Genomic DNA, 19,388 nt, shown 5'->3' with positions numbered 1-19,388 from the left:
CTCGCTGATCTGTACAAAAATTTACGGTTTTTGATGATACTGAGCGAGTTTTGTCGGGATACGGCGACGCTTCTCTCGGTGAAATTCGCAAAATAACAATAAAAACAGAACGATATATTCTGGCATGTCCTTTGCTTCTGTGCTGCCATGAATAATTTTCCCTGTTCTGTCGTTTCGCGCCGGATGCTTTTGGGTCTGGCGCTCTTCGTCTCTGGCGCCGCGCTTGCGCAGGCCAACGACTTCGGTTTTGCCCAAGTCGAAGCGCGGGCGCGCAGTCTCGCGCACGAAACCTATGACGCGACGCCGCCGAAATTGCCGGCATTCCTCAAAGGTCTCGACCCCGCGCAGTATGCGCAAATTCAGGACATCAATCCCTATTGGTCGGATAGCGATAGTCCGTTTCAGGTGCAGTTCTATCTGCCTGGGTCCTATTTTCCGCGTCCGGAAAGGATCTCGGTGGTAGCTGATGGCAGCGTGCGTCCCATTCCGTTCCGGATCCAGGATTTCACCTTCGGCGACCTGCATCCGCAAGACCTGCCCAGTGATCTGGGCTACGCCGGATTCCGTCTGCTCTATCCGCTGAATACTCCGCCCAATTACAATGAATTCATCTCTTTTCTCGGCGCCACCTATTTTCGGGCGGTCGGAAAAAATGCAATTTACGGCACCTCGGCGCGGGGAATCGGCATCGACACCGCGCAGCCCTCGGGAGAAATCTTTCCCTATTTCCGCCATATCTGGCTGGTGAAGCCCGCGCCCGGGGCGACGGAGATGACGGTTTACGCACTCATGGACAGTTCTGTAGTCACCGGTGCGTATCGTTTTGTGATCCACCCCGGAACCGACTGCGTCGTGGACGTCGAGGCGACGATTTATTTGCGCAAGCCAGTGCAGGTCCTGGAACTGGCACCCCTCACCAGCATGTTTTGGCATGGCCACGGACGTGGAGTACGAGCTGGAGACTGGCACCCGGCCCAACATGACTCTAGTGAGTTGGTTCTGGCCAACGGCAATGGCGAATGGATCAGCCGTCCCTTGGATAATCCTTTGCAAATCCAGACTACCAGCTACGAAATGCAGCAACCCCAGGGCTTTGGTCTGATTCAGCAACCACGGGATTTTGCCGCGTACCAGGGCATCGAGACCCAGTATCAGCGTCGTCCGAGTGTCTGGGTGAGCCCAGTGGGTGACTGGGGCAAAGGGCAGGTGCGCCTGGTCGAGTTGCCCACCAATAATCCGGACATGGACAACATCGATGTCTTCTGGGTGCCGGCAACGCCGCCACAGCCCGGTGCTGCCTACCATTATGCCTATCAGTTGCGTTTTTTTAATAATCAGCATGGTCTGATTCCATTGGCACACCCCACGGCGACCTATCTTGGGCATGACGTGAAAGAGCCGGCCTGGCAGCATGTCGTCATCGATTTTTCCGGTGGCGCGCTCACCCGCCTTCCAGGAAGCATGCCGGTGCAGGCACATTTCAGCGCTGCTGACGGTGCGCAGGTCCGCGATCAGCGGCTTGAATATTCCGCCAATGGTCACTTCTGGCGCCTGCTGGCCGATGTCAAGGTGGCGGGCCAGACGCCAAGCAATTTACGCGCGTATTTAACCCTCGACGGTCAGGTGATGACCAACACCTGGACCTTTCTCTTGCAACCCGCCCAAGGAGGTCGCTGACATGTACGTTGATCACTGGCAATCAGGTTCCGCGGTGGATCTTCCTTTGCCTCAGGCAACAGATCCCGTGACCGCCGAAGACACCGTTCTCTTGTCACGCATGGAGGCCTACTTGTCGCGCTTGCCTTTCGACGATGCGCAACGCTTGTGGCTACAAGCTGAACTCGCCCTGCAGTTGCGTCAGTTACCCATGGACGATCCGACGGTGCGCAGTGCGCGTATCTTTGCCACTTTGCAGAATCGTATCGCCACCCTGCATCGCGGTGATGAGTGGGAAGCGCGACTAGCACTCACCTTGCGTCCGGTGTTGCCTGCGGAAATCGAGCAGCCGAGCCGTTGGTTGCGTGGGCACCAGTTGCAAGCACAACGCAGCAAAATGGCTTCCGTACCGATGCAGCGCTCGGTCTCTGCGTTTCTGCAGCGTCGGATGCAGTCTCTACGCGACGTCTGGAATCGCAGCCGGCGTTTGGTGCCTTTCTTCGGGAATGTGCGATGAACCGCCGTCCGACGCGTGCCTGGGAGGCCTTGAGTCAGGGCAGAAGACGCTGGTTGACGGCGCTGATTGCGTTTCCGGCGGCGGCGCTGGGAGTGCTGTTGGAACATGCGCTCTCACTCTCGCAACCGCTGTGGCTGGAGGTGTTGACTCTCAGCGTCTTCGTCTTGCTCTTCGCATGGATCTCCGCGGGTTTTTGGACTGCCCTGGTGGGCTTTTTCGTTCTGCTGCAGGGTCGTGCTCGCCGCATCGCCCACGACCCCGAGGAGCTGCGTCGTTCCCCGCGGGCAGATGCTCGGGTGGCCGTCATCATGCCCATTTACAATGAGGAAGTTGCACGCACCATAGCGGGATTACAGGCCTGCTATCGCTCTGTGCAGCGAACCGGCAAGCTCGACCATTTTTCCTTTTTCCTGCTCAGCGATAGTCGCGATCCGCAGTCTTGGGTCAGCGAGGAGTTGGCGTGGGCGAGTCTTTGTGAAGAGCTCAACGCCTTTGGTCGTATCCATTATCGCCGCCGGCCAGTCAACAACCACGCCAAAAGTGGCAATGTCGCCGATTTTTGCCGGCGCTGGGGTAAGCACTACGAGTACATGGTCGTGCTTGACGCCGACAGCGTGATGACTGGCGATACGCTGTATCGGATGCTAGAGATCATGGAGGGAAACCCACAGGTGGGCATCCTGCAGACCCAGCCCGTCTCCGTCAACCGGTCGACTCTCTATGCCCGCATCCAGCAATTTTCCCAACGGCTCTATGGCCCACTATTCAGTGCTGGCCTGCGTTTCTGGCAGCTCGGCGATGGTCACTTCATTGGTCATAACGCCATGATTCGGGTGGCGCCGTTTACCCAACATTGCGCCTTGCCGATTCTTCCGGGTCGCGCGCCTCTCGGTGGCCAGTTGCTCAGCCACGATTTTGTCGAGGCGGCCCTGATGGCGCGCGCGGGATGGGAAGTCTGGTTTCTTCCGGAGCTGGGCGGCAGCTGGGAGGAGTCGCCTCCCACGCTGATCGACGACCTGAAGCGTGACCGCCGCTGGGCGCAGGGAAACATGCAGCATCTTCGCCTGCTGGCCGCAGATCGCCTGCGCTCGGCACATCGCTTCCTCTTCATCAACGGCGCCATGTCCTTTCTGGCAGCACCATTGTGGGGTATTTTTCTCATACTGGGAGCGATTTCCGGTCTGATTTATTGGGCCCACGGGGGCTCCAGTAGCTCCATGAGCCTGTTTCACTACGGTATGGATAATCCTCTGCCAGTCTGGCTTTTTGCCATCACCCTGACTTTTCTGCTGGGTCCCAAGCTGCTCGCGGTGCTTTGGGTGCATTGGTCACGCCAGGCAAAGTATTTCGGTGGAACCGGCGCCATGCTGGTGGGGGTGATCCTCGAGAGTACCTTTGCCATCGCTCTGGCTCCGGTGCGCATGGTTTACCACAGCATCTTCGTGGTACAGACCCTGACCGGACGGGGAGTGAAGTGGGGCGCGCAGGTGCGTGGCGACCAGGAAACTCCCTGGCGGGTCGCCGTGCGTCAGTTCGGCGTACTTAGTTTGATTGGCATCTCTTTTCTGTTTGCTGCCCAGCCGTTCTTGGGATTCTGGCACTTTGCCTGGCTTTTGCCGATTTTTCTGGGGCTGGCCCTGTCGGTACCGCTGGCGGTGTTCACCAGCCGTAGCTCTTGGGGCTTGTGGGCCCGGCGTCGCCGCTTGTTCCTGATTCCCGAGGAGATCCAGGTGCCCCGGGAACTGCGTGAACTCGGACCGGAGTATGTGGATTTCTTGCCGCAGGTGGCGGGTGATGCCTTCATTGCCACGGTCGTGGATCCGCGTTTCAACGCTGTCCATGCGGCCTTGCAGCGAGATCGTACGGGACTTTGGGGAACCACCGCTGCATTGTGCAACAAGGCCCTTACCCTGGGCCCCGCAGAGCTGAGTCGGCGCGAACGAAATATCCTGCTCAGCGATCGACAGGCGATGTTGACCTTGCACCGCGCCGTCTGGTCGCAGCACGAGCCGGAAAAGCTGGCGGCCTGGGGGTTGTCCTAGTATCTTTAGGCCATGGCGGACGATCATGTCGATTTGATGGCGATGGCGGGTCTGCGCGACGAGCTCGAGGCGTTGCGCAAAATGGCTCAGGAGGGTGACCCCGTCGCCCAATTCAACATGGGCGTGCGCTTCGCCAATGGGCAGGGGGTGGCCCAGAATTTCGTCGAGGCGGCACGTTGGTACAGTGCCGCCGCCGATCAGGGAGACGCTCCGGCACAGTTCAACCTGGGTCTGCTTTTTTATCAGGGACAGGGCGTCGAACGCAGTCTGGAATACGCCTACGAGCTCTTTCGCTCGGCGGCCCTGCAAGGCGACGCCCGTGCCCGTGCGGGTCTGGATGCAGTATTGTTGGAACTTGATGCAGAAACTCGCGAGCGCCTGCTGCGCGAGTTACCCCTCCCCAATACACACTGACCAGGCCGCGTCAGGCGTCCTTGCGCTGTCCCGCGCGCCGTTGCCGGGCGGCGGATAGCTGGGCCGCGCGTCCCCCGCCGATGTACTCCGGTACCACGCTCTCCAATGCTGTTGCCTCGATGCCAAAGGCATGCAGTAGATCATTGCGCTGACAAACGTTATCCACGGACAGGGAGAGGAGATTGTCGCGGGTGATGATCTTGCCCGGCAGCTTTTCGAAGACGCTGGCTTGCACAGTGGCGAGCAGATCACATAGGGGAATGATGGCCTGGTGCTTGCCGATCAGGCTCTGGGTATAGCGCAGGATCTCCGCCAGGGTATAGACCTTCGGGCCACAGAGATCGAACGACTTGCCGAAGGTCTTGGGGTCATCGATGGCCTGGACGAAGGCGCTGACGACATCCTCAACCCAGACGGGTTGTAGTTTTGCGTTGGCTTTGGCGAGGGGGATGAACAAGGGAACGGAGCGCAGCAGTTTGGCAAACTGATTGAAAAAACTGTCTCCGTCACCAAAGATCACCGAAGGCCGGAAGCTGGTAACGTGCAGTCCGCGCCCCCAGATCAGTTTCGGGCCGTTGAGGTAGGTGAAATGTCCGAGTGCGGCGCTATTTTCACCGGCCTGACGCACGATCTCCTCGCCGATTCCTTTCGAGCGCAAGTAGGCGCTCGGCCCCACCGGACTCGCGCCCAGCGCGCTCATATGCAAGAGCCTTTGCACGCCCAGGCGGGCACAGGTATTGGCGAGCAGCCGCGGCAGCTCGATATGGTTCTTCTCGAAGTCGCCATGGCGCTCTGGGGGCAGATCGTTGCGTCCGCGCCGACGCTCATGGAGGATACCCACCAGATTGATGGCGACGTCGCGATCCTGAAGCTGGCGCTCGAGTTCCACGGGATCGTGCACGTTCGCCTGCACCAGCTCCAGCCCGGGCAAGACCAGAAGATCCTCGCGGTGGCGTTCACGATTGCGGGTCAGTATGCGAACTTGGTGCCCTTGCTGGCACAGTCGCTCGGCCAGGTGCCGGCCGACGAAGCCGGATCCACCAAGAATGACGATACGATGAGACATGGGTGACGCTCCTGCACGGTAACTACGCGTTTAGGATAGCATGGCTCTTCCACACGGTATTATCGCTGAATTTTATGCGCGGATTAGGAGAAACGGAATGCAGCAAAGAGAGGAGCACAAAAAGTATGGTTCATCGTGGGCCGCGCTGGGAGCGCTGATTTGTTCTCTGGCGGTGATTCTGGCGGCGGCGGGCGATCATCTGGTGGCCGGTGATGTCAGCCATCACGCTTTACGAATCTATGACATCGCGAATCGCTTCCAGTTTTTCCAGGGCATCGGCCTGATCCTGTTAGGCCTGTCGATAGCGCAGTGGGGACCACGGGCGAGTTGGACTTGGGCAGGAATCCTTCTTCTGCTTGGGGTATTATTCTTCAGCGGTGGCCTCTATCTGGTCTCTCTGATCGGTCAGAGCTGGGCCTTTCTTGCTCCCATTGGTGGTATGGCCATGATCCTGTCTTGGCTGGTTTTTGCCTTTGCTCTCTGGCGCAGCCGCTCAGGCTAGGGGCGGGGTCCAGATGCCGTCCCAGACCTGTTGAGCCTTCAGCCCCAGGCGTTGCGCCAAGCTGGGTCGCTCGGCAAAACCCAGCAGCAGCACCTTTTGCGTCTCTGCCGCGCGCTGAATCCATCCATCGCTGGTGGCAAGCTCATCCACCAGCCCCAGCTCCAGCGCCCGTTCTCCCAACCACGCTTCGCCGGTGGCCACCCTCTCCAGATCGAGTTGCGGGCGATAGCGGCCGATCAGTTCGCGAAACTGCCCGTGAATCTCGCCAAGTTCCTCGCGCAGCTTTTCTCGACCTGCTTCGGTGTTCTCGCCAAAGATGGTGACGGTGCGCTTATATTTGCCGGCGGTGAATTGCTCGAAATCGATGTTGTGTTCCCGCAGCCAGCGATGAAAATTGGGTACCTGCGCGATGACGCCAATCGATCCGACCAGGGCAAAAGGGCTGGCAACGATGCGTTGCGCAACAGCGGCCATCAGGTAGCCGCCGCTCGCGGCCACACTGTCGACAAGAACGCTCAGTTCGAGCCCGGCCTCGCGCAGGCGCAGTAATTGCGCGGCCGCCAGACCGTAGGTGTTGACCATGCCACCGCCGCTTTCCAGGCGTAGGCAGACACGATCACCGTCCTGCCGGGCAGCGAGGATCACGTCGATCTCCTGGCGCAGGGTCTCCACCGCCGAGGCGCGGAGATCGCCTTTGAAGTCGAGCACATAGAGGCAGCTTTGCGGTCCCTGTTTGGCGCGCTCCTGAAGAGCCTTTTTGCGCTGCTTGAGGATGGCCTTGGCCTCCTTTTTGGGTAGGCGTTGCCGGAGCAGCCGGCTGGCCCGCTCCTCGTAGCGCTGCCCGAGATCGGTGATCCGCAGGTTGGCGCCCTTGTCGCGCTGGCGCCTGAAGGGGAACCAAGAGAGAAAAAGGAGACTCGCCACGACGACGGTGGCGCTTTCAGCGAGAAAGAGAAGATAGGCAAGGAGCATGCGAGGATCCGTCTTGCAAGGCCAGGGGCCAACGTCTACCATCTGTGGATGGATTGCAAAGGGTGCTCGCCGAGATGATTTCCGTCAAGTTCTTTGCCAGTGTGCGGGAGCGCTTGGGATTGAATGCCATGGATCTGGAGATGCGGGACAATATCACCATCGCCGACGTTCTGGCACAGGTGGAAGCCGTTTCGGGTACTTCCCTGGCTGGGCAGCATCTCCTTGCAGCGCGCAATCAGGTGCACGTTTCCTTCTCCGAGCCGGTGCTGGATGGTGATGAAATCGCCTTTTTCCCGCCGGTCACCGGAGGATGAGATGACGGTACGGGTGCAGCAGGAGGCCTTCGATGTGGGTGCCGAGCTGGAAGCGCATGCCCAGCCCAGCGCGGGTGCGGTGGTAAGCTTTCTGGGTACCGTGCGCGACTATAGCGATGCCGCCGACATCCTGGCGATGGAAATCGAGCATTACCCCGGCATGACCGAACGCGAGCTGGGGCGGGTGGCGCGGGAGGCGCAGCGGCGCTTCGAGATCCTGGATAGTCTCATCATCCATCGCTACGGGCGTCTGGCGCCGCAGGATCCTATCGTTCTGGTCGCCGTCTGGTCCTTGCACCGCGCTGCCGCCTTTGATGCCTGTCGCCATCTCATCGACGTGCTCAAGACCTCAGCGCCGTTCTGGAAAAAAGAGATCACCCCGGCCGGTGCGCGCTGGGTAACCGACTGCCCCGGTTGTCGGGCCGGCACACAGCACGGCCATGTCCATCCTGATGTCTTAGAGGAGTGTTGATTTTGCCCAGTTTTGATGTGGTTTCCGAAATTGACCTGCAGGAAGTGGACAATGCCTTGCACACGACCAGCAAGGAAATCGGCAATCGCTATGACTTCAAAGGCAGCAAGGCAAGTATCGAGCGTAAGGGGCATGAGCTGATCTTGCTGGCGGAAGATGAATACAAGCTCGGACAGATGATCGATCTGCTCTCCCAGCGTCTCGTCAAGCGGGGGATCGACCTCAAAGCCCTCGAAATTGGCAAGGTGAGCGACGCGGCTGGCGGTATGCAGCGTCAGCTCTGTACCCTGAAGGCCGGCATCAGTGCCGAATTGGGCAAAAAAATGGTGAAGTTACTGAAGGATGGTCGCTATAAGGTGCAGGGCAGCATGCAGGGCGAACAGCTGCGGGTGAGTGGCAAGAGCCGCGATGATCTGCAGGCCGCGATCGCCGCATTACGCACCGAGGATTTCGGGATCCCCTTGCAATTCAATAACTTTCGCGATTGAAGATGAACGCCGACAGCAATTCGTTACGGGGCTTTCTGCGCAGTCACTACCAAGGCGCCATTGCCGTCCTGGCGCCCGACGGTAGTCCCTACACGGCAGTGGTGCACTACGCCTGCGATCACTACGGTGGCCCGCATTTCCTGTTTTCCAACCTGGCGGTGCACCAGCAATATCTGCACAAAGACCCGCGTGCCTCGTTTCTGGTCTGGGAACCGGGAGACGACCTGATGGAATTGCCGCGCATGGCCGTGCAAGGCGAAATCCACCGTGTACATCCCGATCCCGCTCTGGAGGGACGCCTGCTTTGTCTATTACCGGGCGCAGACGGCTACCGGGATATGCCGGATTTCCATTTTTACCGCCTCGAGATCCAGCGCATTCGCTGGATTGCCGGTTTTGGCAGCATGGGTTGGCAAGAGGCGGACATCCGTCTTGCCGGCGATCTGCGTGAGCTGGAGCTGGCGGAGGCCAGTGCAGTGGCGCACATGAACGCCGATCATCGGGAAAATCTGCGCGACTATTGGCGATACTTTGCCGGCACAGAAGCGGCAGAGCCGGTGCGCCTCCTGGCCCTCGACGCCGAGGGTGCCGACCTCCAGGCGGGCAGCCGACGCTTGCGGCTCTCCTTCCCGCAAAGGGTACAGGAGCCGCAGGGCTGGCGTAAGGTTCTGGTGGACATGGCGCAGCAGGCGCGCGCGAGTCTCTCATGAACGACGCCCTACAGCGCACGGCACTATATTCCTGGCATCTAAGGCATGGAGCACGGATGTCTCCCTTCGCCGGTTGGGAGATGCCCCTGCACTATGGCTCGCAGTTGCGCGAGCATGAGGCCGTGCGGCGGGCTGCGGGGCTCTTCGATGTCTCGCACATGCGTCCTCTCGATCTACAGGGGCCGGCCGCTCGCTCCCTGCTTCGCCGGGCCTTGGCGAATGATGTCGCCAAGTTGGATGCGGAGCCCGGTCGTGCCCTTTATACCTGCATGTTGCAGGAGGATGGCGGCATCCTCGATGACCTGATTGTGTATTCTCTGGGAGAGGACCGCTATCGCATCGTTCTCAACGCCGCCGGGGCGCGGACAGATACCACCTATCTACAGGCTTTGGCGCAGGAGCAGGGCGGTGGGGTGGAGTTTCAGCCGCGCGACGACTGGGGCATCCTGGCCTGTCAGGGCCCCAAGGCCGTTGCCTGGGTCGCGGAGGCATTGGCCTTGCCCGAGCTTTTGCCGCTGAAGCCTTTCCGTTCTGTCGCGCCGCGGGCCGATCTCTTCGTCGCCCGCACCGGCTACACGGGCGAGGATGGCGTCGAGGTCCTCGCTCCCCATGGGCAACTGGCAGACATCGCCGATGCCTTGCTGGCGCTGGGGGTGGTGCCCGCCGGACTGGCGGCACGAGACAGTCTCCGGCTGGAGGCGGGGCTGAATCTCTACGGTCAGGACATGACGACGGCCGATAGCCCGGATCGTAGTCATCTGGGCTGGACGGTGGACCTGCGCGATCCGGATCGAAATTTCATTGGTCGCAAGGCCATCGAGTCGGAGCGTGCGCGGGAACCAGCACAACGCCTCTGCGGCCTGCTCTTGCCGCGCGACGCCATTCCGCGCCATGGCTATGAGCTGTTGAGCGCCGCCGGTGCAGTGGTTGGTACGGTCACCAGCGGCTCCTATGCCCCCAGTCTGGGTCTGGGCATCGCCCTCGCTCGCCTGCAGGCCGAATTCGTCCCGGATACCCCGGTGTTCTTGCAGGTGCGGCAGCGTCAGGTGCCGGCCCGTATCGTTGAGCCCCCCTTCTGGCGTCGTGGCCAAGCCGTTTATTCCGCAGAGGAGAGTCTACCGCAATGAGTCAGGTTCCCGCGCAGCTTCGTTACAGTACCACCCACGAATGGGTCGCCGAACTGGCCCCGGGACGGTTTCGCGTCGGCATCACCGATCACGCCCAGGAGCTTTTGGGCGATGTCGTCTTTGTCGAATTGCCGCAAACGGGGCAGGCGGTGCAGGCCGAAGCCGCTTGCGGGGTGATCGAGTCGGTCAAGGCCGCCTCCGATCTTTACAGCCCCCTGTCTGGCGAAGTGGTCGCGACCAATGCGGAGCTCGCAGACAACCCCCAATGGCTGAATGAAGAACCCTATGAGAAAGGCTGGATCTTTGAGATTCAGGCTGACGAAAAGGACGTTGCGCAGCTCCTCGATGCCGAGGCCTACCAGAAAAGCATCGGCGCATAAGCATGCCCTACATTCCCCACGATAGCGCCGAGGTGGCGGCGATGCTGGAGGCGATTGGCGTCGCTCGTCTGGAAGATCTCTTCGATGAAATTCCCACTGCCCTGCAGTCCAGAGACTTGGCGGTGCCGGAAGGATGCAGTGAGGCGAGACTGCGCCGGGAAATGGAAGATCGTGCTGCCGAACAAGCTCCATTGCGCTGTTTTGCTGGCGCTGGCGCCTATGCGCACCATATCCCGTCCATCGTCTGGGAGATTGCGCGACGCGGGGAATTTTATTCGGCGTATACCCCGTACCAAGCCGAGGCCAGCCAGGGAACCTTACAGCTTCTCTACGAATTCCAGAGTTTCATGACCCGGCTCACGGGAATGGAAGTCAGTAATGCTTCACTTTATGACGGCGCCTCGGCCCTGGCGGAGGCCTGCCTGATGGCCTTGCGCCTGCGTCCAGCGGCACGGGAAATCCTCGTCCCTGAAGGGCTCTGGCCGCACTGGCGCCGGGTGCTGGATGCCCTGCTGCCAATGCAGGGGATCCGTCTGCGCAACTTGCCACAGGATCCCCAAAGCGGTCGCCTGTTGCTGCCCGAAGAGGACTTTCCCGATGCGGCGGCGTTGATCCTCCCGCAGATCAATCGTTTTGGCGTACTGGAAGAGGTCGATGCGTTGGCGCACTGGGCCGAGTCCCGCAAGCTGATGCGTATCGCCGTTGTCAACCCGCTGGCACTCGCGCTGCTCAAAGCGCCGGGGCAGTGGGGAGAGCAGGGGGCCGATATCGTTGTGGGTGAGGGACAGCCCTTGGGCGTGCCCCCGGCGGCCGGCGGACCTTACTTCGGCTTTTTGACCTGCCGGCGGGACTATGTGCGGCAATTGCCCGGTCGCCTGGTCGCCAAGTCCGTCGATGCAGCAGGTCAGGTCGCCTACTGCCTGACCCTGCAGGCCCGGGAACAGCACATCCGGCGTGCCGGAGCGACGAGTAACATCTGTACGAATCAGGGACTGTTGGTGACCGCGGCCACCATCTATCTCGCCACCTTGGGGGCCAGCGGCCTGCGCGCCGCGGCATCGCGGGCGCATCAACAGGCACAGCGCCTGCGCACCCTGCTGGCGCGCCTTCCGGGCGTCGAACTTCCCTACGCATCACCGGTTTTCAACGAGTTCGTATTGCGCTTGCCGCGGCCAGCGCAAAGTGTTCGTGACGCCCTGCTCGCTCGCGGGTTGCTGGCGGGAGTGCCGTTGATCGAGCTGAATCCGGCGGACGATCCCCACGACCTGTTGGTAGCGACCACGGAATTGAATGAGGATGAGGACCTGGACGGCTACGTGACTGCCCTCACTGGCGTATTGGGAGAGCTGTGATGGAAGAAACGATTTTTGCCTGTCATCACGAACGGGAGATGGGGGAAGTGCAGCTGGCAATTCCCGCGCATCTGTTGCGCCGCGATCTCCCCCTACCCAATCCATCCGAGCTGGAGGTCTTGCGCCATTATACGCGGCTCAGCCAGAAAAATTTTTCCATAGACACCAATTTTTATCCCTTGGGCTCCTGCACCATGAAGTACAACCCGCGCATCGCCCACGAACTGGCCACCTTGCCCGGATTTTCCCGCCTGCATCCGACGACCCCAGGGTCGGCCGCGCAGGGCCTGTTGCGCAGTCTCGCAGAACTACAGGACTGGTTGGCGGAGCTGACCGGCATGGCGGCGGTGAGCCTAAGCCCTGCCGCCGGTGCCCAAGGAGAGCTCGCGGGGGTGGCGATGATCCGTGCCTATCATCTAGCGCGCGGCGATACCCAGCGACAGCGCATTCTCATTCCCCGGGCGGCGCATGGGACCAATCCCGCCAGTGCCCGCATGGCCGGCTTTACGGTCACGGAGTTGCCCAACTTGCCGGATGGAGATCTCGATCTCGACGCCTTGCGCGCGGCTTTGGGCCCGGATGTTGCCGGGATCATGCTCACCAACCCTTCGACACTCGGTGTCTTCGAGCGCCAGATTCAGGAAGTTGCTGCCCTGGTCCATGGCACCGGTGCTTTGCTCTATTATGACGGCGCCAATCTCAACGCCATTCTGGGGCGGGTGAAACCCGGCGAAATGGGTTTTGACGTCATGCACTTGAATCTGCACAAGACCTTCGCCACCCCGCATGGGGGGGGTGGTCCTGGTTCCGGGGCGGTGGCGGCGGCGTCACGTCTGGCGCCCTATCTGCCGGTGCCGCGGGTCGTCGGCGAAGCCGGCTCCTACCGCTGGGAGAGTTGGGCAGAACGCCCTGAGAGTATTGGTCAGCTCAGCGCCTATGGCGGTAACATCGGCGTGCTTCTACGCGCCCATGCCTACGTCCGACGTCTCGGTCGCGACGGTCTCCGACGAGTGTCCGCCTACGCGGCGCTCAATGCCAATTATCTCCTGCACGGTCTGCGGCGCCAGGGCTATACGCTGGCGTTCCCCGAGCGGCGTGCCAGCCATGAGTTCATCATCTCGGTGCAGGATCTGCACAAAGCCAGCGGCGTGCGGGCCCTGGATGTCGCCAAACGTCTTCTCGATTTTGGCATCCACGCACCGACCATCTACTTTCCTCAGTTGGTACCGGAATGCCTGCTCATCGAGCCCACGGAAACCGAAAGCAAGGCAAGCCTGGACCGCTTTCTGGAAGTGATGGGTCAAATTCGCCGAGAGGCGTTGCAGGAGCCCGAGCTGTTACGTGACGCACCGCATCATCTGCCGGTTCGCCGCGTCGATGAAACCCTGGCGGCCAGGCGCCTGCAGGTCGCAGAGTGACGGAAACGAGCCCCGCTGCATTGCTGCGGCAGCTCGCACAGATCGTTCTCGACAAGGAGCCGCAGATCCATCTGGTGCTTAGCGCCCTGATCGCGGGCGGGCATGTGCTTTTGGAAGATCTGCCCGGAATGGGCAAAACCACCCTCGCTCTGGGCTTGGCGCGCTCGCTGAATCTTGCCTTTGCGCGCTTGCAGATGACGGCAGATACGCTGCCGGGTGACATTCTCGGCAGCAATTTCTACGATCCCGCACAGCAGGCCTTCGTCTTTCGCCGCGGCCCCATTTTTCATTCTTTATTGCTCATCGACGAGATCAATCGCGCTCCACCACGGGCGCAGTCGGCCCTCATGGAGGCAATGGCCGAGGGCCAAGTCTCTCTGGAGGGAGCGAGCTATTCTCTTCCCAGCCCGTTTTTCGTCATCGCAACCCAGAACCCGCAAGAGTTTGATGGCGTATTTCCTCTGCCGGAAAACCAACTGGATCGCTTTCTATTGTCCCTGTCTCTCGGCTACCCGAGTCGGGCGGCAGAGGAGCGCCTACTGCAGGGGGAGGCGCTGTCGCCAGAGGCGGTGCCCGTTCTTGCATCGGAGAGTACGCTGCGGGAATGGCAAAAGAGTGCAGCCCAGGTTTTTCTGAGCCCCGAGATTCGCGGCATGTTGCTTGACCTGGCCGAGCGCAGTCGCCAGGAAAGCAGCCTGCGCTTTGGCGTTTCCCCCCGCGGGCTGTTGGCTTTGCAGGCAGCTCTGCGCGGCTGGGCCTTTGTGCAACAGCGAGATTTTGTCGCCCCCGAGGACCTCGCTGCCGTTGCCCCTGCGGTCTTGGGACACCGCCTGCGCTGGCGTGATCCTGGCGAGTCCCGCGTCCAGCTGGCAGCACTGTTGCAACGATGCTGGGGTTTGGGCGGGTAAAACGGCGGGAGGTAAAGCTCTCCCGCGCCGGCAAACTCTTTGTGGTATTTACCCTGGCGGTCGGCTTTGCCGCCGTGAATACCGGTAACAACATGTTGTTTTTGCTCGTTTCAATGATGTTGGCGCTGATGATTCTGTCCGGTCTCGCAGCATTGCTGAATCTCCGCGCCCTGGGCGTTTCCCTGCTTCCAGGACAATTGTTGACCGTGGGAGAGTCTGGGCAACTTCGCTTCCGAATCTCCAATCCGCACCCCTGGACGGTCTGGTTGCTGGAGCTGCGTCTGCCTCCGGCGCACGGACAAATCGCGCGACTGCCCGGGCGGGCCAGCAGCGAAGTGACCCTGACTTGGTGTCCAGACCAGCGCGGCCCGCTGGCCTTACCCCAACTGTTGCTCGGCTCCTCGTTTCCTTTTGCCTTCGTCTGGCGTGGCCAGCAGGTCGAGCTTCCCGACGCCGATGCCCCATGGGTCGCCCCTCCCACCGGGGGCGGCTCCGCCGCGGTGCTGCCAGACCGAGATAAGGAAGACCGCGAACAGGACGAGCGCTGGCAGGGAAGCGGGGAGGTGATTGCCCTGCGCCCGCGTTTGCCCAATGAAAGCCTCAACCGCGTCTACTGGCGGCGCAGTGATTGGCGAGGCGGTTTTCTCCTGCCGCCGGCTTTGCCGGTCCTGCAGCGCGAGGAAGAAGAGGGCCGCGTTGTGGTCCTCGATTATCGTGCGCCGGAATTGCAGGACCAGGACCACGAACAGCGGCTTTCTGCGCTGCGCGCCGGTCTCGAAGGGGCACGATCGCGAAACCTGCACTGGCGCCTTCTACTGCCGTCCGGAACCTGGCAGGGACACGGCCCCAGTGGCTACCGAGAGGCATTGTGGGCACTGGCACGGCTGGCGCCGTTCCCGGTCGCGCCCATTATCGCGCAAAAGCCACGGCGCTGGTGGAGTTGGCGATGAGGACCCCAACCCTCATCCCCACCCTCCTTTTGCTGATTGGCACGATCCTTTTTCTCGCCTTGGAGCATCTGGCTTGGCAATGGCCGACTCTACTCTGGTTGTTGGCGGAACTGTGGGTGCTTTTACGGGGCGGCGAGCTGCCATTTGCTGCGTTGCAGGGTGGCACGCGTTTTCTGATCACGATCGCGCTGGTTTTGCTGGCAATCTTCAGCGCCGGCTGGGGAAATTGGTTGGCGATGGGTGCCGGGACTCTGTATGTGCTGCTTGCCGTCAAGACCCTGGAACTGCGAGGGACTCGCGATCTTTTTCAGATTGCCGCATTGCTGTTGTTGGGCATGGGGCTTGCGGCGTGGATCCGAGTGGATCTCTCCTTGGGGATCTATTTCCTGCTCGAACTGTTCCTGCTGCTGCTGGCGTTACTTTGGCAGGGGTTTCTCGATGCCCGACGTGAGGAGGGAAGAGCGGTGACGAGCGCCGATCTGTTCCGTCTCCTGCTCTTTGCCTTCCTGTTTCTGCTTCTTCTTTTGCCGGTAATGGGGCTGTTCTTTCTCCTGCTGCCGCGCACGCCCACACCGTTATGGCATTGGGGTGGCGGGGTTGGAGTCGCGGCCAGCGGTTTCTCGCCGAGCCTGGATCCGGCGCATATCCAGTCTCTGCAACTCGACCCTGCCGTTGCTTTTCGTGCTCAGATCCAGGGGCCAGTCTTGCCGGCCAATCAGATGTACTGGATGGGCGCGATTCTCACGCAGGATGATGGCGGAGTGCACTGGCAGCCAGGTCCGGCGCTCGAGACCGAGTGTCGGGATCGTGGGCAGCCGCTTTGGCGGCAAAAAATCGTTCTGAGTCCCGGTCATCATGATTATCTCTTTGCGCTGACCAGCCCGTTGCGTTTCGCTGCCAGTCTCCCCATCGTGGAAAGTGCTTCCGGTACTCGTCTGCGCAGCGTTCAAGATGGCGCATTGCGATATGATGTCTGGTCGAGTAAGTCCGACAGATGTTTCTCGGCGGCGCAACAGCGAGCGGCCTTGCAAGTCCCCGCCCGGATCGATCCGCAGATCCTTCGCTTGGCCAAGCGCTTGCGCGGCGACACCCCGGAGCAGACGGTACAGAGAGTCCTGAATTGGCTGCGCGCCCCTCTTTCCATTACAGTCTGCAAACTCCGGCAGCCTACCCACATGGACAGAGCCTGGCCGATTTTCTTCTCCACAGCCATACCGGCTTTTGTGAATATTATGCGGCAGCTCTCGCCACCTTGCTGCGCCTCGACGGTGTGCCTGCCCGGGTGGTGGTCGGCTACCATTGCGGGCAATATGATTCGTATGGCAATTTTTGGGTGGTGCGGCAAAGTATGGCGCACGCCTGGGTGCAGGCCTGGTTAGATGGCGAATGGATGTTGCTCGACGCCACACCCGCCGCCGCAGTCGGTGACGCGAAGGGAGCCATTATTACGGATGCGGGTCGGCTTTCGACCGCCGGACAGCTCTGGAGTTGGCTGCAATGGGAGTGGCTGAACTGGGTGATCAACTTCACCCCCGCCAAACAGCGCGCGGTTTGGCGGGCGGTCGGAAGCGCTTTGCGAGGAGAGGGCGCGCATTCCCAGTCGCCACTGATGGACTGGCAGAAACAATGGTCTCCTTCTTGGCTCTGGTACCTGGCGCCGCTCTTTTCGGCTGGACTCCTGTTCTGGTGGTGGCGACGCCGTCGGTTTAGCGCAAGCGATGCGCAGGCCCACTATCGCCGGCGGGCAGTGCGCCTCCTGCAGCGCAAGGGCCTGCGTGATACCCGGCCGGGGCAGGAAGGAGTCTGGTTGCAGCGATTGCCCTTGGCGGCGGGCCAGCGGGACGAACTTTATGCAGCCATCCTTCGCCAGCGTTACGGGCGTCATCCCGATGCCGCCGGCGAGGAGGAGCTCAGGTACTGGCTGCAGAAGATTCCGCGCTGGCCCTGGCGCCGGAGAGAATACGCCCGCGTTCCAGGCGGATGACCTGATCTGCCAGAGTCAGGCTGGCCTCCCGGTGCGCTGCGACGATGATGGTGATCTTGCCGCGCAACTCCGCCAGGGTGTCCAGGATGTGTTGTTCGCTCTCGCTGTCGAGCGCACTGGTCGCTTCATCCAGCACCAGAAACGGCCGTCGCTGGTAGAGGGCGCGGGCAATTGCCAAACGCTGGCGCTGGCCGCCGGAGAAGTTGCTGCCATGGCCCTGCACCGCCGCATCCAGGCCGCCGGCGTCCTGCAGAAACTCCCAGCAGTGCGCGGCACGTGCCGCATCTTCCGCCCGTTTCCGGTCCGGCTCGGGGTCGGCATAGGCGATATTCTCCCATACCGTGCCGGAAAACAGTAAGGGCTCTTGCGCCACGTAGGAGAAATGCTGGCGATAGCTACGCAAGGAAAGCTCTTTGGTCGACCGCTCGCCAATGCTGATTTCTCCGGAGTCAGGCGGCAGCAATCCCAGGATGACCCGCAGCAGACTGGTTTTGCCGCTGCCACTGGCGCCAGCAATGGCGGTGAAACTGCCTGGAAGGATCGCTATGTCGATGTCCTGCAGCACCATGTCGCCGGCGTAGCGCAGGCGCAGACCCCGGCAGCGCCAGGAGCCGGGACTCGTCTGCGGGGCTTCCGCCGTGGCGCTTGCCGTTTCGGCTTCCTGGTCCAGCCAGTGAAACAGTCGATCAGCGGCGGAGAGGCCCTGCTGCAACTGATTGTTGGCAGAAGACAGCTGACGCAGAGGCTCGTAGACCATGGCCAGGGCGGTAAGAAAGGCAAAGAAAGCGCCTGTAGTCATCGCCCCATTCACCACCTGATGGCCCCCGAGATAGATGGTGACGGCAATGCCGAGGGCGGCGATCAGCTCCATCACCGGTGTGCTGGCTTTTTGAATGCGGACGATGCGCATCATCAGGTGATAGTAGGTCTGCGCCAGTCCCGCAAAGCGCCGCGCCTCGAAGTCTTCGGTGCCCTGGCTCTTGATGACCTCCACCCCGCGCAGGCTTTCGGCAAACTGGCCGAGGATGTCGCCCATCTGTTCCTGTTGCTCATGCCCGCGGCGACGCAGACTCTGCCCGAAGCGAATCAGCGGATAGAAGGCGAGGGGCAGGGTGCCGAGGCAGATCAGTGCCAGCGACCAACTCATATAGAAAGCGACGCCGATCAGGGCGAGGATCTGTACGCCGGAAAGGAAAAATCGGGCGAGTACGGAGAGGCTCTGTTGTAGCAGGGTCAGATCCAGACTCATGCGCGACAAGGTGCTGCCCTGGCTCTGTTGCAGCAGGGTCGGCAAGGGCAGGCGGAGGGTGTGGGCGTAGAGCTGCTCGCGCAACTGGCGCAGAATCTTTTCTTCCATGCGCGCCAGGATCACGCCACCGGAGTAGTCAGAAAACCCTTTGATGGCATAGATAGCGATGACCAGTAGCGGGAGCCACAGTAACATCCCTGCCTGGCGGTCGATGAAGATGTGGTCGAGGATGGGTTTGACGACATAGGCGCTTGCGCCACTGGCGAGGCCCGAGAGAGTCATGAAGAACAGCGCCGTGGCGATGGCACCGCGATAGGGCTGGAAAAACTGCAGAAACCGCCGGAAATTGGCGGAGCGCAGCCAACTCCGCCGCTGGCCTTTCACTCCTCGAGCAGGGCCCGCTTGTCTTGCACCTGCGCCCATTCGTCGGCATCGGCGGGAGCGTCTTTCTTTTGGATGATGGCCGGCCAGACCTTCGCAAGGCGGGCGTTGATGGCCACGAAGTCCTCCTGCCCCTCAGGCAGATCATCGTCGCGAAAGATGGCCGCTGCCGGACACTCTGGCTCACAGAGGGTGCAATCAATACACTCATCAGGGTCGATGACCAAGAAATTGGGTCCTTCGCGAAAACAATCCACGGGGCATACATCCACACAATCGGTGTACTTACATTTGATGCACGACTCGGTAACCACGTAGGTCATGGGCAGGGGCTCCTGATTCTCTGGAAATGGGCTACGCCACGAATAGCCGCGTATTCTATCCTACGCGGCAGTGCTTTGCCTACTGCACAAGGTTCGTGCATCCCTGCGGCTTGCTTGCGCAGGGTCTCGGAGATGGTGTATCTTTTGCGCCTCTTGCATTGAG

Annotated in this window: 20 protein-coding genes and 2 pseudogenes; 18 read left to right on the top strand and 4 right to left on the bottom strand. The window is 61.1% G+C overall.

All coding sequences use genetic code 11. The annotated features are described in order from the left end of the window. The first annotated feature begins 147 nt into the window (after window positions 1-147). Genes ORD17_RS12795 through ORD17_RS12780 form a run of 4 tightly spaced genes read left to right on the top strand, consistent with a single transcriptional unit; the run spans window position 148 to window position 4,629 of the window. A complete protein-coding gene (locus tag ORD17_RS12795) occupies window positions 148-1,677 on the top strand; it encodes a glucan biosynthesis protein (RefSeq protein WP_308388863.1) in 1,530 nt (509 codons plus the stop codon). 1 nt (window position 1,678) lies between these two features. Next, window positions 1,679-2,173: a hypothetical protein gene (locus tag ORD17_RS12790; RefSeq protein ID WP_308388862.1), complete on the top strand. Its 495-nt coding sequence runs from the start codon at window positions 1,679-1,681 to the stop codon at window positions 2,171-2,173. Continuing rightward, window positions 2,170-4,215, top strand: coding sequence for a glucans biosynthesis glucosyltransferase MdoH (mdoH, locus tag ORD17_RS12785; RefSeq protein WP_308388861.1), 2,046 nt, complete (start codon window positions 2,170-2,172; stop codon window positions 4,213-4,215). The genes ORD17_RS12790 and mdoH overlap by 4 nt, the downstream gene beginning before the upstream one ends. 12 nt (window positions 4,216-4,227) lie before the next feature. Further along, on the top strand, window positions 4,228-4,629 hold the full coding sequence (locus ORD17_RS12780; RefSeq protein ID WP_308388860.1) for a tetratricopeptide repeat protein: 402 nt from the start codon (window positions 4,228-4,230) through the stop codon (window positions 4,627-4,629). Window positions 4,630-4,639: 10 nt separating this feature from the next. Here the strand turns inward: ORD17_RS12780 and ORD17_RS12775 are convergent, their stop codons facing one another. After that, window positions 4,640-5,695 (bottom strand): complex I NDUFA9 subunit family protein, encoded by a 1,056-nt coding sequence (locus ORD17_RS12775; RefSeq protein ID WP_308388859.1) that lies wholly within the window; start codon window positions 5,693-5,695, stop codon window positions 4,640-4,642. A gap of 97 nt (window positions 5,696-5,792) precedes the next feature. Between ORD17_RS12775 and ORD17_RS12770 the strand changes: the two genes are divergently transcribed. Then, the gene (locus ORD17_RS12770) at window positions 5,793-6,197 is read left to right on the top strand and encodes a DUF423 domain-containing protein (RefSeq protein WP_308388858.1); all 405 of its coding nucleotides are present in this window, start codon (window positions 5,793-5,795) and stop codon (window positions 6,195-6,197) included. Here ORD17_RS12770 and sohB read toward each other — a convergent pair. After that, entirely contained in the window at window positions 6,189-7,169 is a 981-nt protein-coding gene (gene sohB, locus ORD17_RS12765; protein ID WP_308388857.1) for a protease SohB, read from the bottom strand. The two genes, ORD17_RS12770 and sohB, sit on opposite strands and share 9 nt — an antisense overlap. Before the next feature lie 74 nt (window positions 7,170-7,243). Between sohB and ORD17_RS12760 the strand changes: the two genes are divergently transcribed. From ORD17_RS12760 to ORD17_RS12700, 13 genes and pseudogenes are all read left to right on the top strand, one after another. Continuing rightward, window positions 7,244-7,483, top strand: a complete 240-nt coding sequence (locus ORD17_RS12760; RefSeq protein WP_308388856.1) for a MoaD/ThiS family protein — start codon at window positions 7,244-7,246, stop codon at window positions 7,481-7,483. A gap of 1 nt (window position 7,484) precedes the next feature. Further along, window positions 7,485-7,955 carry a molybdenum cofactor biosynthesis protein MoaE gene (locus ORD17_RS12755; RefSeq protein WP_308388855.1) on the top strand — a complete coding sequence of 157 codons (471 nt, stop codon included), beginning with the start codon at window positions 7,485-7,487 and terminating at the stop codon, window positions 7,953-7,955. A gap of 2 nt (window positions 7,956-7,957) precedes the next feature. After that, window positions 7,958-8,443 carry a YajQ family cyclic di-GMP-binding protein gene (locus ORD17_RS12750; RefSeq protein ID WP_308388854.1) on the top strand — a complete coding sequence of 162 codons (486 nt, stop codon included), beginning with the start codon at window positions 7,958-7,960 and terminating at the stop codon, window positions 8,441-8,443. Window positions 8,444-8,445: 2 nt separating this feature from the next. After that, complete coding sequence (locus tag ORD17_RS12745; protein ID WP_308388853.1) at window positions 8,446-9,153, top strand: DUF2470 domain-containing protein; 708 nt, start codon at window positions 8,446-8,448, stop codon at window positions 9,151-9,153. Continuing rightward, complete coding sequence (gene gcvT, locus ORD17_RS12740) at window positions 9,150-10,280, top strand: glycine cleavage system aminomethyltransferase GcvT (protein WP_308388852.1); 1,131 nt, start codon at window positions 9,150-9,152, stop codon at window positions 10,278-10,280. Before ORD17_RS12745 ends, gcvT begins: the two co-directional genes overlap by 4 nt. Further along, on the top strand, window positions 10,277-10,660 hold the full coding sequence (gene gcvH, locus ORD17_RS12735; protein ID WP_308388851.1) for a glycine cleavage system protein GcvH: 384 nt from the start codon (window positions 10,277-10,279) through the stop codon (window positions 10,658-10,660). The genes gcvT and gcvH overlap by 4 nt, the downstream gene beginning before the upstream one ends. 2 nt (window positions 10,661-10,662) lie before the next feature. Next, on the top strand, window positions 10,663-12,012 hold the full coding sequence (gene gcvPA, locus ORD17_RS12730) for an aminomethyl-transferring glycine dehydrogenase subunit GcvPA (protein WP_308388850.1): 1,350 nt from the start codon (window positions 10,663-10,665) through the stop codon (window positions 12,010-12,012). After that, window positions 12,012-13,430 carry an aminomethyl-transferring glycine dehydrogenase subunit GcvPB gene (gene gcvPB, locus ORD17_RS12725; protein WP_308388849.1) on the top strand — a complete coding sequence of 473 codons (1,419 nt, stop codon included), beginning with the start codon at window positions 12,012-12,014 and terminating at the stop codon, window positions 13,428-13,430. The genes gcvPA and gcvPB overlap by 1 nt, the downstream gene beginning before the upstream one ends. Further along, window positions 13,427-14,338 carry an AAA family ATPase gene (locus tag ORD17_RS12720; RefSeq protein ID WP_308388848.1) on the top strand — a complete coding sequence of 304 codons (912 nt, stop codon included), beginning with the start codon at window positions 13,427-13,429 and terminating at the stop codon, window positions 14,336-14,338. Before gcvPB ends, ORD17_RS12720 begins: the two co-directional genes overlap by 4 nt. After that, complete coding sequence (locus ORD17_RS12715; protein ID WP_308388847.1) at window positions 14,317-15,288, top strand: hypothetical protein; 972 nt, start codon at window positions 14,317-14,319, stop codon at window positions 15,286-15,288. Before ORD17_RS12720 ends, ORD17_RS12715 begins: the two co-directional genes overlap by 22 nt. Next, a pseudogene (locus tag ORD17_RS12710) lies at window positions 15,285-16,217 on the top strand (DUF3488 domain-containing protein); the annotation flags it as partial. The gene ORD17_RS12715 and the pseudogene ORD17_RS12710, both read left to right, overlap by 4 nt. Before the next feature lie 65 nt (window positions 16,218-16,282). Next, window positions 16,283-16,633: pseudogene (locus ORD17_RS12705) on the top strand (transglutaminase domain-containing protein); the annotation flags it as partial. Between the two features lie 3 nt (window positions 16,634-16,636). Continuing rightward, window positions 16,637-17,272 (top strand): hypothetical protein, encoded by a 636-nt coding sequence (locus tag ORD17_RS12700; RefSeq protein ID WP_308390117.1) that lies wholly within the window; start codon window positions 16,637-16,639, stop codon window positions 17,270-17,272. Here ORD17_RS12700 and ORD17_RS12695 read toward each other — a convergent pair. Together ORD17_RS12695 and fdxA are read right to left on the bottom strand one after the other, a co-directional pair. Beyond that, a complete protein-coding gene (locus tag ORD17_RS12695) occupies window positions 17,199-18,905 on the bottom strand; it encodes an ABC transporter ATP-binding protein (protein WP_308388846.1) in 1,707 nt (568 codons plus the stop codon). The two genes, ORD17_RS12700 and ORD17_RS12695, sit on opposite strands and share 74 nt — an antisense overlap. Beyond that, entirely contained in the window at window positions 18,902-19,225 is a 324-nt protein-coding gene (gene fdxA, locus ORD17_RS12690) for a ferredoxin FdxA (protein WP_308388845.1), read from the bottom strand. Before fdxA ends, ORD17_RS12695 begins: the two co-directional genes overlap by 4 nt. Window positions 19,226-19,388: the final 163 nt, after the last annotated feature.

The sequence above is a fragment of the Acidithiobacillus sp. AMEEHan genome (assembly GCF_030996345.1).
Taxonomy (GTDB): domain Bacteria; phylum Pseudomonadota; class Gammaproteobacteria; order Acidithiobacillales; family Acidithiobacillaceae; genus Igneacidithiobacillus.
Note: the sequence above shows the minus strand (reverse complement) of the source record. Positions and strands in the feature narration are given on the sequence as shown.